This window comes from Cupriavidus sp. 21MJTG02-4, assembly GCF_057798975.1.
This window is the reverse complement of the sequence record NZ_JBYOJP010000003.1, coordinates 253,518-265,748: the sequence shown is the minus strand read 5'-3', so window position 1 is coordinate 265,748 and position 12,231 is coordinate 253,518. Positions and strand designations below refer to the sequence as shown.

14 protein-coding genes are annotated in these 12,231 nt (G+C 64.7%); 5 read left to right on the top strand and 9 right to left on the bottom strand.

Features of this window, described 5'->3' with window-relative positions:
- Position 1 precedes the first annotated feature (1 nt).
- From AC3FKH_RS07575 to AC3FKH_RS07550, 6 genes are all read right to left on the bottom strand, one after another.
- Complete coding sequence (locus AC3FKH_RS07575) at positions 2-1,288, bottom strand: MFS transporter (protein ID WP_488674295.1); 1,287 nt, start codon at positions 1,286-1,288, stop codon at positions 2-4.
- Positions 1,289-1,378: 90 nt separating this feature from the next.
- Complete coding sequence (locus tag AC3FKH_RS07570) at positions 1,379-2,041, bottom strand: 3-oxoacid CoA-transferase subunit B (RefSeq protein WP_488674293.1); 663 nt, start codon at positions 2,039-2,041, stop codon at positions 1,379-1,381.
- Between the two features lie 4 nt (positions 2,042-2,045).
- A complete protein-coding gene (locus tag AC3FKH_RS07565) occupies positions 2,046-2,744 on the bottom strand; it encodes a 3-oxoacid CoA-transferase subunit A (protein WP_488674291.1) in 699 nt (232 codons plus the stop codon).
- A gap of 128 nt (positions 2,745-2,872) precedes the next feature.
- The gene (locus tag AC3FKH_RS07560) at positions 2,873-3,787 is read right to left on the bottom strand and encodes a LysR family transcriptional regulator (protein ID WP_488674289.1); all 915 of its coding nucleotides are present in this window, start codon (positions 3,785-3,787) and stop codon (positions 2,873-2,875) included.
- Positions 3,788-3,858: 71 nt separating this feature from the next.
- A complete protein-coding gene (locus AC3FKH_RS07555; RefSeq protein WP_483713935.1) occupies positions 3,859-4,749 on the bottom strand; it encodes an MBL fold metallo-hydrolase in 891 nt (296 codons plus the stop codon).
- Between the two features lie 180 nt (positions 4,750-4,929).
- A complete protein-coding gene (locus AC3FKH_RS07550; RefSeq protein ID WP_488674286.1) occupies positions 4,930-5,565 on the bottom strand; it encodes an FMN-binding negative transcriptional regulator in 636 nt (211 codons plus the stop codon).
- Between the two features lie 265 nt (positions 5,566-5,830).
- On the opposite strand from AC3FKH_RS07550, the gene AC3FKH_RS07545 reads away from it, so the two are divergent.
- Entirely contained in the window at positions 5,831-6,139 is a 309-nt protein-coding gene (locus AC3FKH_RS07545) for an aminotransferase class I/II-fold pyridoxal phosphate-dependent enzyme (RefSeq protein ID WP_488674284.1), read from the top strand.
- 60 nt (positions 6,140-6,199) lie between these two features.
- Positions 6,200-6,802: a glutathione S-transferase family protein gene (locus AC3FKH_RS07540; protein WP_488674282.1), complete on the top strand. Its 603-nt coding sequence runs from the start codon at positions 6,200-6,202 to the stop codon at positions 6,800-6,802.
- 69 nt (positions 6,803-6,871) lie between these two features.
- On the opposite strand, the gene AC3FKH_RS07535 is transcribed toward AC3FKH_RS07540, so the two are convergent.
- Positions 6,872-7,783: a sterol desaturase family protein gene (locus tag AC3FKH_RS07535; protein WP_488674280.1), complete on the bottom strand. Its 912-nt coding sequence runs from the start codon at positions 7,781-7,783 to the stop codon at positions 6,872-6,874.
- A gap of 276 nt (positions 7,784-8,059) precedes the next feature.
- Here AC3FKH_RS07535 and AC3FKH_RS07530 point away from each other — a divergent pair, with 276 nt between their 5' ends.
- A complete protein-coding gene (locus tag AC3FKH_RS07530) occupies positions 8,060-8,350 on the top strand; it encodes an EF-hand domain-containing protein (protein WP_488674865.1) in 291 nt (96 codons plus the stop codon).
- Positions 8,351-8,472: 122 nt separating this feature from the next.
- The gene (locus tag AC3FKH_RS07525) at positions 8,473-8,955 is read left to right on the top strand and encodes a nucleoside deaminase (RefSeq protein WP_488674278.1); all 483 of its coding nucleotides are present in this window, start codon (positions 8,473-8,475) and stop codon (positions 8,953-8,955) included.
- Here the strand turns inward: AC3FKH_RS07525 and AC3FKH_RS07520 are convergent.
- Both AC3FKH_RS07520 and AC3FKH_RS07515 read right to left on the bottom strand, forming a co-directional pair.
- Complete coding sequence (locus AC3FKH_RS07520) at positions 8,942-9,883, bottom strand: hypothetical protein (RefSeq protein WP_488674276.1); 942 nt, start codon at positions 9,881-9,883, stop codon at positions 8,942-8,944. The genes AC3FKH_RS07525 and AC3FKH_RS07520 overlap by 14 nt on opposite strands.
- Positions 9,880-11,214 (bottom strand): glycosyltransferase family 2 protein, encoded by a 1,335-nt coding sequence (locus AC3FKH_RS07515; RefSeq protein WP_488674274.1) that lies wholly within the window; start codon positions 11,212-11,214, stop codon positions 9,880-9,882. Before AC3FKH_RS07515 ends, AC3FKH_RS07520 begins: the two co-directional genes overlap by 4 nt.
- 477 nt (positions 11,215-11,691) lie before the next feature.
- On the opposite strand from AC3FKH_RS07515, the gene AC3FKH_RS07510 reads away from it, so the two are divergent.
- Complete coding sequence (locus tag AC3FKH_RS07510; RefSeq protein ID WP_488674272.1) at positions 11,692-12,114, top strand: hypothetical protein; 423 nt, start codon at positions 11,692-11,694, stop codon at positions 12,112-12,114.
- The last annotated feature ends 117 nt before the right edge of the window (positions 12,115-12,231 follow it).

The window sequence follows — 12,231 nt, the reverse complement described above, 5'->3', positions numbered from 1 at the left end:
GTCAGGTATGAGCCGTTGCGGGCCGCACCAGCTCGCCTGACTCGCGGTGGTCATCCGCTTCGCCGATGTTCTCGATCGCGATGCCGCGCGTCTCGGGCAGCATCAGGATGCCGAATACCGCGAAGGCGTAGGCCACCAGGCAGAACGCGCCCATGGCGTTGGCCAGGCCGATATGGGTCGACAGCACGCCGACGCCGACGACAGACCCGGCCCCGACGGACTTGCCGACGTTGTACGCGAAGCCCATGCAAGTGGTGCGTACATGGGTCGGGAACAGTTCGCTGAGGAAAGGACCCAGTGCGGCGAACATGCCGATGGCCGAGAAGCCGACCAGGAAGCCCAGGATGGCCGCCAGCGTCGCGTTCAGCGGCAGCAGCATATAGCTGGCCGTGACGATCCAGGCGCAGACCGAAAGCAGGATCAGCGTGGGACGCCTGCCGATGCGGTCGGAAAGGTCCGCGGTCACTGCGAAGCCGCAGAACGATCCGAAGGCCATGATGAACACGGTGACGATCAACGAGCTTGCCGCGACCTGACGCTGGTTCAGCAGCGACGGCAGCCACACCAGGATGGCGTAGCAGCCAGCTTGCAGGCCGATCACCAGCACGCTGGACAGCGTCAGCGAACGTGCGTACCGGCGGTTGAACACCGAAGCCAGCGAGGCGCGCGGGGCACGGCTCTGGCGCGCGCGCTCGAACATCGAGGAATCCTTGACGTGGCGACGGATGAACAGCACGGTCAGGGCAGGAATGATGCCGCTCCAGAATGCCACGCGCCATGCCAGTTCCTTGGGCAGCCACGCCAGCAGCAGCGTGGCGACCACCACGGCCAGTGCCCAGCCCAGCGCGAAGCCCGACTGCACGAAGCCGATGGCCTTGCCACGGTGCTTCGGATCGATGACTTCGGCCATGAGCGCTGCGCCGACCGCCCATTCGCCACCGAAGCCAAGCCCTTGCAGCGTACGCGCAACCAGCAACTGGTTGTAGGACTGGGCGAAGCCGGCGAGCACGCCGAAGAAGGTGAACCAGACAATGGCGAGAACCAGGATGCGCGCGCGTCCATAACGATCGCTGAGAATGCCGGCGCCCCAGCCGCCGATCGCCGTGACGACCAGCGCGACGGTCCCGAGCACGCCAACTTCCGCCTTGGTCAGGCCCCACGTGAGGGTCAGCGCAGGCAGCAGGAAGCTGAACATCTGCATGTCGAAGGAATCCAGCGCCCAGCCGGAATAGCAGGCCCAGAATGTCTTCTTCTGCTGGGGCGATCCAGCCTTGTACCAAGCAAACATGTTTGTCTCCTGAAGTCGGTTCTTGTCTTTGTCGAAGCGGTACCGGCGCCGCCGTGCGGATCGGTTTCCGCCGGACTGTTCGTTGCGGGGCTAGGCCAGTTCGGCCGTCGCCAGGGTGGTGAAATCGAGCTCCACATCGGTGACCGACTGGAGAGCCTGCGGTGACATGTCGCCGACGATTTCGATCACCGCCACGCCCTGCGGGCCGATGGCGAATGTGCCGAGCTCCGTGTAGACGCGGCTGACGCAGGCCAGGCCGGTCAGCGGATAGCTGCAATGGCGGCGCAGCTTGCTGGCGCCATCCTTTGTCATGTGATCCATCATGACGAACACGCGCCTGGCGCCGATGGCGAGGTCCATTGCGCCGCCTACCGCGGGAATCGCGTCGGGGGCGCCGGTGTGCCAGTTGGCCAGGTCGCCGTGCTCGGATACCTGGAAGGCGCCGAGCACGCAGATGTCGAGATGGCCGCCGCGCATCATGCCGAAGGCGTCCGCATGGTGGAAAAATGCCGCGCCTTTCTCCAGCCGGATCGGCTCCTTGCCCGCATTGATCAGCTCCCAGTCCTCCTGCCCGGGCTCGGCGGCCGACCATTGGCCAAGCACGCCGTTCTCGCTGTGCAGGATGACTTCGCGATGCCGCGGCAGGTGGTTGGCGACCAGCGTCGGCAGGCCGATGCCGAGATTCACGTACGAGCCGTTCGGGATATCGCGCGCCACGCGCGCGGCCAGCAGGTTCTTTGCGATTTGATCCATGGCTTCAGCTCGTGTGCACGGGGTTTGCACGCGTGGCGGTGCTGTCACGCAGCACCACGCGGCTGACGAAGATGCCGGGCGTGATGATGGCTTCCGGATCCAGTTCGCCGAGCTCGCAAACGCGAGCAACGGCGGCGATGGTCTGGTTCGCGGCCATCGCCATGACGGGCGCGAAGTTGCGCGCGGTCTTGTTGTAGATGAGATTGCCCCAGCGATCGGCTGCCTCGGCGTTGATCAGCGCGACATCGACATGGATGGGGTATTCCAGTACGTAGCCGCGTCCGTTGATTTCACGCGTTTCCTTGCCCTCTGCCAGCAATGTTCCATAGCCGGTGGGTGTGTAGAAGGCGCCGATGCCGCTGCCGGCGGCGCGCAGGCGTTCGGCCAGCGTGCCCTGCGGTACGACCTCCAGCGCGATGTCGCCGGCACGGTACAGCGCTTCGAATACGTGGGCATCGCGCTGGCGCGGGAACGAGCACACCAGTCTGCGAACGCGGCCCGCCTTGAGGAGTGCGGCGAGGCCGGTGTCGCCGTTGCCGGCATTGTTGCTGACGACGGTAAGGCCGGTAGCACCGTGTTCAATCAGCGCGTCGATCAGGTCGTCGGGCATGCCGGCGCCCCCGAATCCGCCGACCGCGATGGTGGCGCCGTCGGCCACTTCGCTGACGGCATCGCGCGCTGTTCCATAAAGCTTGTCGATCATGTCTGGCCTTCGTTGTTGTCTGGCGAGACAAGGTTGCCATGCTGCCCGATGGCACACAATTTCGACTTCTGCAACCGTCCTTAGCGATGGCTTAACGCAGCCGGTGGAGCGCGCCGTGCGCGAATGCGCTAGCCCGGTTCGCCGTCCGCGGCGTAGCGGTCGATCAGCAGATTGGCAAACTCCCGGGCAAAGCTGGACAAGCCGTCCAGGTCGCGTGCGCAGACCTGGAAGGTGCGCACGGCCCAGTCATCGCGCAGGTTGCAGGAACCAATCTGCTGGTCGCCCTTCAGGCGGGTGAATGCGGCCTTGGGCATGATGGCCACGCCGGCGCCGGCGGCCACCATCCGGCATGTGGCGTCGTGGCTCGCCACATGTACGCGGATGGTCATGGGTTTGTGCAGCGCGCCGGCTGCGCGCGTCAAGAACATCTGGAAGGCACTGCCTTCGAGCAGCGCGACAAAGGCATGGTCGAGCGCCTGCTCGAACCAGATGTCGCGCTGGGCCAGCAGGGGATGGCCCAGCGGCGCGACAAGGATCAGCGAACTCTTGACGAACGGTACGGCCTGCAGGCCTGAGGTGGGGATGTTGCCCGAGATGATGCCGAGATCGGTGCCGCCTTCGCGGACCAGGCGCACGATATCGTCGCTCAGGCGTTCGCGTACCTCGATGCGGACATCCGGGTGCGTGGCCAGGTAATCGCCGATCACCGGTGGCAGGTATTCCGTGATGGCGGTGGTATTGGCCACCAGCTTGAGTTGTCCGCTCAGGCCCGCGGTGAACGGCTGCAGGTTGCCGGTCAGGCGTTCCAGTTCGGTCAGTACCACGCGCGCGTGCTGCAGGTAGACCTCGCCGGCAGCCGTCAGCGTCACGCCCTGCGGCGAGCGCTCCAGCAGGCGCACGCCGAGCGTGTCTTCAAGGTTCTTGATCCGGTTGCTGACCGCCGGCACGGACAGGAACGAGCGTTCCGCGCCGCGGGTCAGGCTGCGCGTCTCCGCGACGTTGACGAAGAGGCGGAAATCGGTGATATCAAACGGAACAGGCATGCAGCTGGTCTCGCGGCAAACTCACTGAGCCACGATGATAACCGCGCAGGCCAGGCGGATTGCCTGGTTGGCTACCACGTGGCGGGCTCGAAGCGGAAGCCGCTGCCCTGGCGCCTGATAAAGCCGCAATAGGGCTCGCCGAAGTGCACCGGTAGAATCAGCGCGCCGGTGTCGGCGGCCTGGTTTAAGAAGGCGAGGCGAGTGCTGCGTGCCAGGTCCGGCCGTATGCAATAGCCGGAGTTCACGTCGGGGCGCACGATTTGCAGCGGGCTGTGCAGGATGTCGCCGCAGAAGATTGCCTCTTCGCCGCGGGAGCGCACGCGGAACGCGACCTGGCCAGGACTGTGGCCCACGGCGGGTTCGACCTGCAGGCAGCCGGCGATTTCCTCTCCGGGCTTCATCATCTCCGCAAGGCCTTCGTTGACTACGGGCATCACGCTGTCGAAGAACGACTCGCCGAACACATCGACCACGCCCGCCTCCTTGTTGCGGCCTTCGTCGCAGAAGAGGAAGTCATCCTTCGGGATGTAGTAGCGCGCGTTCGGGAAAGTCGGGACCCAGCGGTTGTCCTGCCACGTGGTATTCCAGCCGACGTGATCGGCGTGCAGGTGCGTCATGACCACATGCGTGACCTTTTCCGGCGGGGCTCCGGCCGCGATCATCCACTCGCGCACCAGTGTATTGAGCATGTTCATGCGGGCGATGCCGGCCCGCGGCTTGAAATTGCCGACCCCGGTATCGACCACGATGATGCTGTCGCCGGCATGCACCACCCAGAACTGGATCGTCACGATCAGCTTGTTCATGTGCGGTATCCAATGATGCGGCGCCATCAGATCCGCATTGGCATCCAGCACGCCGCGGTCGATGTCGGGAAAGAGGAAGGCGGGATCGTGCGTCGGACCCGCGTACTCCAGAATGCGGGTGATCTTGAGATCGCCGACGGTACGCGATTGCATCATTTGCCTTGTCTCCGTAGTTTCATGGTGGCGCCGTCTCCCGCCGCGCCGTGGGAGCGGGGAGTGCGGCCGTCGGCTAAAGGATCGGTGATTTCTCCGTCGCGGCAAATTTCGCAATCCGAAAGAGGGCTTTCAGGGAGCTTTAGGAACGATCTTCATCAGGCGCCCGGGCGCCTGTTGCCTTCATTGCACCGGCTTGGCCGTGTCCTTCATCGCCTGGGCCAGTTCACGGTTCCCTCGCGCCTCCAGCCCCTGGATCGCTCCCTCCCGATCCGGCACCTCATGGTGCTGGTTCAGCTTGCGCTTGCCTTCGAGCCGCGACACGCGGACCTCGATGCCCACGATGTGGCGCAGTTGCTCCGCGATGTAATCGGCAGGCGCGTCGCCCATTTTCCACGGTTGCGGCTGGCTAGCTTCGTGCTGCCGGGTCAGGCGGGCCACGACGCCGCGGACGAATTTTTCATCGTCACGGACATGCAGCGTGCCGTGCGCATGCACGACCTCGTAGTTCCAGGTCGGGACACTGCGGTGCGTCTCCTGCTTGCCGGGATACCAGTTGGGCGTGATGTAGCCTTGCGCGCCGGCGAAGATCACAAGCACCGGCGATCCGTCGGCCACTTCGCGCCAGACCGGATTGGCGCGTGCCACATGCGCATGCAGCACGCCACACGCGCCTTCCGCTGGTTCGAACAGGAAGGGCAGGTGATTGGCATCGAGTCCCGCGGCGGTCTGGGTGACGAGCGTGGCAAACGGATGCTCTTGCATGATGCGATGCAGGGCTTCGGCGCGCGGCTCGGCGAAATGTTTCGGCAGGTACATGGGACTGGTCCACTTTGAACGCGCGTCGCCACGATGCGACGCCGATCGACAGTGTGCCGTGCTTCCGGTTGGGTGAAAACAGCCAGTTTGATACCATTTCACCATGCCAGTTGAGCCGGCCGGGGAATAGGATGCCCAGTAGCAAGCATGGCCAGGGTGGCCTCGGCCGTGCCCTGTACGACGAATTCCGCGCGCGTATCGCGGACGGCACCTACGCGATGGGGGCACCGCTCCCGTCGATTACGACAGCGAATACCGCTACTCGGTGCGGCCGGAAGCCTCGCTCCTGTCGCTCGATACGCACGGATGCGTAATCCACGTCGGCACGTTTTCGAAGACGCTCTCGCCCCAGCTTCGGCTGGGCTATATGGTGGTCTCCGACCGGCTGGTGGAGACCTTTGCCGCGGCCAAGCGCCTGACGGACCGCCACGCGGCGACGGGTGTCCAGCGCGCTTTGGCCGTGCTGCTGGAGGATGGCAGCTACGATCGCCACGTCCGGCGCATGCGGCGCCTGCAGCATGCGCGGCAACGCGCCCTGGCTGAGGCGCTGCGGCGGCTGGATCCACCTGCGTAGTGCAGGGTGCTATCCTGCTGCGGTTGCATCACCTGACCCGACAACCAGCAGGAGAACGGTATGACCATGACGCTCTACTACAACCCCCAGAGCCGCGCGTCGGTAGCGCGCTGGATGCTGGAGGAGGTCGGGGCTGACTACCAGTTGCAGCACATCGATTTCACCAAAGGGGAGAGCCGGTCGCCGGAATTCCTCGCCATCAATCCGATGGGAAAGATCCCGACGCTGGTGCTGGATGACGGCACGGTCCTGACCGAGAACGGCGCGATCATCGCCTGGCTGGCGGACGCCTTTCCGCAGGCCGGGCTGATGCCGCCGCCGGGGGCTTCCGCACGCGGGACTGTCCTGCGGTGGCTGTTCTTCTGTGGCAGTTGCTTCGAGCCTGCACTGACGGACCGCATGATGCGCAAGGACGCGCCGCTGTCCAGGCAGGCGGTTGGCTGGGGCGATTATGACGATGTCATCGCCACCATCGAAAAGGCCCTGACACCCGGGCCGTTCGTGCTTGGTGCGGCGTTCAGTGCCGCGGACGTCTATCTCGGGGCGTCGCTGGCCTGGGCGGGCAGATTCGGGGCGCCACTTGTGGGGGAGAGCAAGGTGATCCAGGACTATGTCGGCCGGGTGACCGCGCGCGAGGCCTTTGCGCGCGCTGCGCGGGACTGAGGGGCGGCGGTTCCCGCAAACAGAACGGGCAGCTCAGGCTGCCCGTTCTGTTTTTCCCACCCGCTTCCGTTACCGCACACTCGCCACCAGCCGCTCGTCGGCTTGCTGCTGGCGCAGCGCTTCCGTCGTCTGCCCCTTTCCATCCGGTGCCCAGCCCGGCGGCATCGTCAGGTAGCCGATCGCATGCATCGCGCTGCCCGACTTCATCATGTCCTGGCCCAGGCTGACCCAGTGCTCGAACTGGTTGACCAGCGGGTTATGCGTGGTGGTCGGGTGGACCAGGCCGAAGCGGCACGGCTCGTCTTCACGCTCTTCCACATAGGTGCCGAACAGGCGGTCGAAGACGATCAGCACGCCGCCATAGTTGGCATCGAGGTAATCGACATTCGAGGCATGGTGCACGCGGTGCGCCGACGGGGTGTTGAACACGTACTCGAACCAGCCGAGCTTGGGGATCCAGGTGGTGTGCAGCCAGAACTGGTACAGCAGGTTCAGGCTCAGCGTGGCCAGCACGACTTCAGGACGCACCCCAAGGAGAACCAGCGGTGTGAAGAAGATGGCGGTGCCGGTGAGCTTGCCGGTCCAGCCCAGGCGATACGCGGTGCCAAGCGTCAGTTCGTTCGGCGAGTGGTGCACCGCGTGCGTCGCCCAGAAGAAGCGGATGCGGTGCGACGCGCGGTGGTACCAGTAGTAGCAGAACTCCTGACCGATGAAGAGCAGCAGCACGGCCAGCACGCTGTTGATCTCGACGGTGAACAGGCGGTGGTCCCAGGCGAAGGCGAAGATCGGCGTGGCCAGCGACAGCGGCAGCAGGACCATCAGCTTGCGGCCGATCATGTCGACCAGCGACAGTCCCATTTCATGCCAGGGATAGGCCTTGCCTTGCCGGCGTGCCTTGCGTGCCAGGAAGAAGGCCTCGACCAGCGAGACCGACACGACGAAGGCCGTGGCGAGGAGGGTGATCTTGTGGAGGTTGTGCATGATCGTCCTGTGTGGGGAGCGGGGGACGCCTGGCTTTGCGGAGCCGCATCGCTGCGTCGGTGAGGCCAATGTAGCGGGCGGCCGCGCCGGGCGCCATGCATCAAATATTTCGCCATGTGTCATGCCCGCGGTCGTGCCGAGCCGTGAAATACCGCGACATGTTTTCCACGGCGACAGGGGCGGGATGGCCTCCTATAGTTCGGTCCGTTGCCGCCGCACTGGCCAACGTTCAACACTCGCCGGCAAGGCCCGGCCATTCTTTACGGAGAAAACATGATGAAGAAGATGATTGCGGTGCTCGCCCTGTGCATGGCTTGCGCAGGCGCGTTTGCCCAAAGCGCCCCGATGCCCGCCGCCAGTCCGCGTATGGAGCGTGCGATGCAGCAATTGCAGGAGCGCTTCGCCCGTGCCAATACCACGCATGACGGCAAGCTCACGCGCGAGCAGGCCGCCGCCGGCCTGCCGAGGGTCGCGCAGCACTTCGACCAGATCGACGCGCAGCGCAATGGCTATGTGACGCTGCCGCAGATCGAGGCGTTTGTGGGGCAGGCAATGATGTCGCGCTGATCTCGGCGAATCGAATACGCCGTATAACAACCCGGCGCACGCCGCGCGCTCTCACTGTCCTATAGTCGGCAGGCCCCTTTCCAGTCACCTGCCGGGGCCAGGCCATTGACGGGAGACAACGCGTGTCTGACAAGGAAACCTATCTGATCGACTCCATCCGCCTTGCCATGGAGAACGTGCGCGAGCGCAATACCTGGCCCTTCGGCGCCGTGGTGGTCAAGGATGGACAGGTGGTGGCGCGAGCGGTGAACGAGGTGGAAGCCACCTGCGACCCGAGCGCGCATGCGGAGATGCAGGCCGTGCGCGCCGCCAGCCGGGCCCTCGGCAAGCCGGACCTGACCGGTTGCACGGTGTACGCCAGCGGCTATCCGTGCCCGATGTGCCTGACGGCGATGTACCTGGCCGGCGTCGGGGCGGTCTACTACGCCTATTCCAACGAAGACGGCGCGCCTTATGACCTGTCCGCGGAACGCGGCTATGTCGAACTGGCGCGGCCGCCTGAATTGCGCGAGATGAAGCTGGCCTATGTGCCCGCGCGCGACCAGGGCCCGGATCTCTATGAGGCCTGGCACGAGCGCCAGGGCAGCCCGCTCAGAAGCGAATGATCCACTCGCCCAGGGCGTAGCGGTAGTGGTAGTTTGGCCCGTTGAACGAGGCGCTGCGGTTGTAGCCCGCACGCAGGCGCAGCGACTGCGCGCCGCGCACCGGGCTCTGCAGCCCGACTTCAAACAGCCGTGTCGGCTGCTGCGTGGCATCGGCGACTTTTTCCCGGCCCAGGCCAGCGACCAGCAGTCCGGTCCAGCCCTTGTAGCGCTGGCGCCAGCCGATCGCCAGCATGCCTTCGGCGTAGTGATCCGGGTTGAAGTAGGCGCGCCCGACATCTTCCTGCGAGCTGTGATAGGCGCGGTAACGCGCCTGCAGGGTCAGGCCCAGGTCCAGCAGCGGCTGGTAGATGATGCGCACGCGGCCATGGTCGCGGCGGTTGCCATCGGAGAAATACTGCTGGCCCGCCACGCCCACCAGCGTGACATGCGGCCCGATGCCCTGGTCCAGCGCCAGGCCGGCAAACGTGTAGCTGACGCCGCGATCCAGTGCGGTCTGCGTTTCTACCCAGTCCCGGTTGACGAAGACCTCGAGCGAGGTGCGCTTGGCCAGCGACAGCCGGTAGTTGCCGTCGACGGTCGCCAGCGTGTGGCCGCCCTGCGTGAAGACACCGCCCTCCAGGTTCCAGCCGTTCAGCGTGGCGGGATCCAGTTGGCGCCCCAGCACGCTGATCTTCTGGCCGTGGCGGGTCCAGTCGTCCTGCTGGTAGCGATAGTCGCTCGCGCGTACGCCGAACAGGCTGTCGGCGTGCGACATGCTCGGCAGGTATTCGAGCGACACCTTGTGGATCGAGAACTTCTCGCTATCGTAGCTGGCGAGGAATTCGGGGCCGATGCCCTGATCGAGGACTTTTTCTTCCTCAGCCAGCGCCGCCTTGGTGAACAGCAACGCCAGCACCGTGTTCAGAATCGCGAATGCGCTGCGTTTCACTTGGTACCCCAGGTCTTTCTGGTCTTGAAAATCTCGTCGATATAGCCCAGCACGCTGGCGGGTTGCAGCAGCAGGCTGTAGAAGAGCATGTACATGCACAGGCCAAGGCGGTTGCGCCTAACCTTCAGGCCCAGGCGATCGAACATTTCTTTCTCGATCGAGAACATCAGGTAGCTCATCAGCACCGCAAGCGGCAGCAGCGCGAGCGTCATGGGTCCGGCGATCCAGTGGTAACCGAACAGGGCCAGCACGATTCCGGGGACGAAGCACAGCGTGAACGCCAGGTCCAGCCAGGGATAGAAAAGGTTCCAGTAGACGAAGAACGTCGACAGGCGCGGCACCAGCAGGATGTCGGGATGCTGGCGGAACGCTTCCATCATGCCGCGCGCCCAGCGCTGGCGCTGGCGCACGAACTGGCCGACGTTCTCGGGGACGTTCGTAAAAATACAGGCGTCCTCGCAGTGGCCTACGCGGTAGCCGGCCTTGAGCAGGGCCCACGTCAGCACGATATCCTCGCCCACGCAGTCCTCCCAGCCACCGACTTCATTGAGGGCGTCGCGGTCGTAGATCGAGAAGGCGCCCTGCGCGACCAGCGTGCCGTGGTACAGCGACTGCATGCGCTTGATGGCCGCGATACCCTGGAAGTAGTCCCATTCCTGGCAGCGCGTCAGCCAGTTCCTGCGCGAATTGCGCACCAGGATCTTGCCGGCTACGGCGCGGGTGTTGGGCGGGTCCAGGTGGTAGCGCTCGACAATACTGGTCAGCGCCTGGCGATGCAGGTAGGAGTCCGCGTCGATGGTCACGACCAGCTGGTTCGTGGCCAGCTTCAGCCCTTCGTTCAACGCCTTGGCCTTGCCGCCATTCTTCGGCATGTCGAGCAGGCGCAGCCACGGATACGTGGCTTCGGCTTCGCGCACCAGCGTAGCGGTCTGGTCGCGGGAGCCGTCGTTGATGACGATGACCTGCAGCGGTGCCGGATACTTCTGGCGATCGATGCTGGCAATCGTGTCCAGGATCGAGGCTTCCTCGTTATAGGCCGCGATCAGGATCGTCAGCGGCGGGTAGGTGTCCAGGTGGCGGCGCATCGGGCGCCGGTCCATGGCCAGGCTGCCGATCAGGAAGGCATTCATGAAGCCCGGGACAATGGCGATACCGCCGATGATCACCCAGGCGCCCGCCATGCCGATGTGGGACCCAAGCGATGTCAGCCAGTCTTGCGCCGCCCACACGGAGAAGGCGGTCCAGCCGACCGCCGCGCCAAAGGCAATCGCAAACTTGACTCGCACCGAAAGATAGATGCGCGATGATTTGCCGGACTCGACTTCCGCCATTTTGTATTTTTTTACGTGTTGCAGGTCACAACATCTTCAGGCGAAGCAGGTCATGACAGGAGGTAGAGCCCGTCGCCCCGCCGCGGTGATCCGGTTTCCCCCGAAACCATGTCTCAGCGATTGCAGCGAAGGGTGTCTGTCAGCCGGAGGGGAGGATTGACACCGGTGCGGTAAGGGCACAAAGCGACTGTGCGACGGGCAACCCGGCATCAACAGGGTTGCACCGGCGGTGAAGCAACAGCCCGGCCGCGATTGTCTTGTCAACCGGGTCTTACGTCAAATGTTACGGAGGCTTTGTATTATTTTGCCAACAATCTCGGGCGCTAACGTTCGGGCGGCTGCAGGCCCGGGGAGGGGGGCACAAAGGACGCCGGAGGCGTGCGCGCTATCCTTCCCCCTCCCTGAAGGACGAAGTATGTCGCGCCATCCGGTCAAACCTGGAGTGACCGGACCGCCGGGACTCCGACTGCCAACAATATGTCGAAACCCTCATTGCATCGCCATGCGAACGCCCTCCGTCTTGCGGGGTTCGCCGCCATCGTTCTTGCCCTGACGGCCTGCACCTCGCGGCCGTTCCAGCCGCCCCCGCCGCTGTACAAGCTGTGGGCCCGACCGGGCGTGAGCGAACAGGGCGTGCGCAGCGCCATGCTTGGCTGCGGCTATGCGGATCCGGCGTATGTCGACAAGACCATAATGACGACCAACGCCCAGGCCCGCGCGGAGCTTTGCATGCTGGACAAAGGGTTCCTTTACCAGGACCGGCGCATCCTGTGTGCCGATAACCCGGAGTTGCCCGCGTGCGCCAGCGTGCCGCGCGGCAAGACCTTCGGCTCGGACCCGGATTTCGATCCGGCCAAGGTCAGGCGGCACGCGTCGACGCCTCCCGCTTATTCCTACTAGAGCCGCGCCGATACCGACACCGAAGGTGTCAAGCGCGCCATGCTTGCGTGCGGCTATACCGAGGTCGGCAGGCCGTTCGACAACATGCTGCTGAATGACATCGCCGCGGCCGAACTG

Coding starts and splice junctions, on each gene's coding strand:
- AC3FKH_RS07575 (WP_488674295.1), bottom strand. CDS start 1,288: ATGTTTGCTTGGTACAAGGCTGGATCGCCCCAGCAGAAGAAGACATTC.
- AC3FKH_RS07570 (WP_488674293.1), bottom strand. CDS start 2,041: ATGGATCAAATCGCAAAGAACCTGCTGGCCGCGCGCGTGGCGCGCGAT.
- AC3FKH_RS07565 (WP_488674291.1), bottom strand. CDS start 2,744: ATGATCGACAAGCTTTATGGAACAGCGCGCGATGCCGTCAGCGAAGTG.
- AC3FKH_RS07560 (WP_488674289.1), bottom strand. CDS start 3,787: ATGCCTGTTCCGTTTGATATCACCGATTTCCGCCTCTTCGTCAACGTC.
- AC3FKH_RS07555 (WP_483713935.1), bottom strand. CDS start 4,749: ATGATGCAATCGCGTACCGTCGGCGATCTCAAGATCACCCGCATTCTG.
- AC3FKH_RS07550 (WP_488674286.1), bottom strand. CDS start 5,565: ATGTACCTGCCGAAACATTTCGCCGAGCCGCGCGCCGAAGCCCTGCAT.
- AC3FKH_RS07540 (WP_488674282.1), top strand. CDS start 6,200: ATGACCATGACGCTCTACTACAACCCCCAGAGCCGCGCGTCGGTAGCG.
- AC3FKH_RS07535 (WP_488674280.1), bottom strand. CDS start 7,783: ATGCACAACCTCCACAAGATCACCCTCCTCGCCACGGCCTTCGTCGTG.
- AC3FKH_RS07530 (WP_488674865.1), top strand. CDS start 8,060: ATGAAGAAGATGATTGCGGTGCTCGCCCTGTGCATGGCTTGCGCAGGC.
- AC3FKH_RS07515 (WP_488674274.1), bottom strand. CDS start 11,214: ATGGCGGAAGTCGAGTCCGGCAAATCATCGCGCATCTATCTTTCGGTG.
- AC3FKH_RS07510 (WP_488674272.1), top strand. CDS start 11,692: ATGTCGAAACCCTCATTGCATCGCCATGCGAACGCCCTCCGTCTTGCG.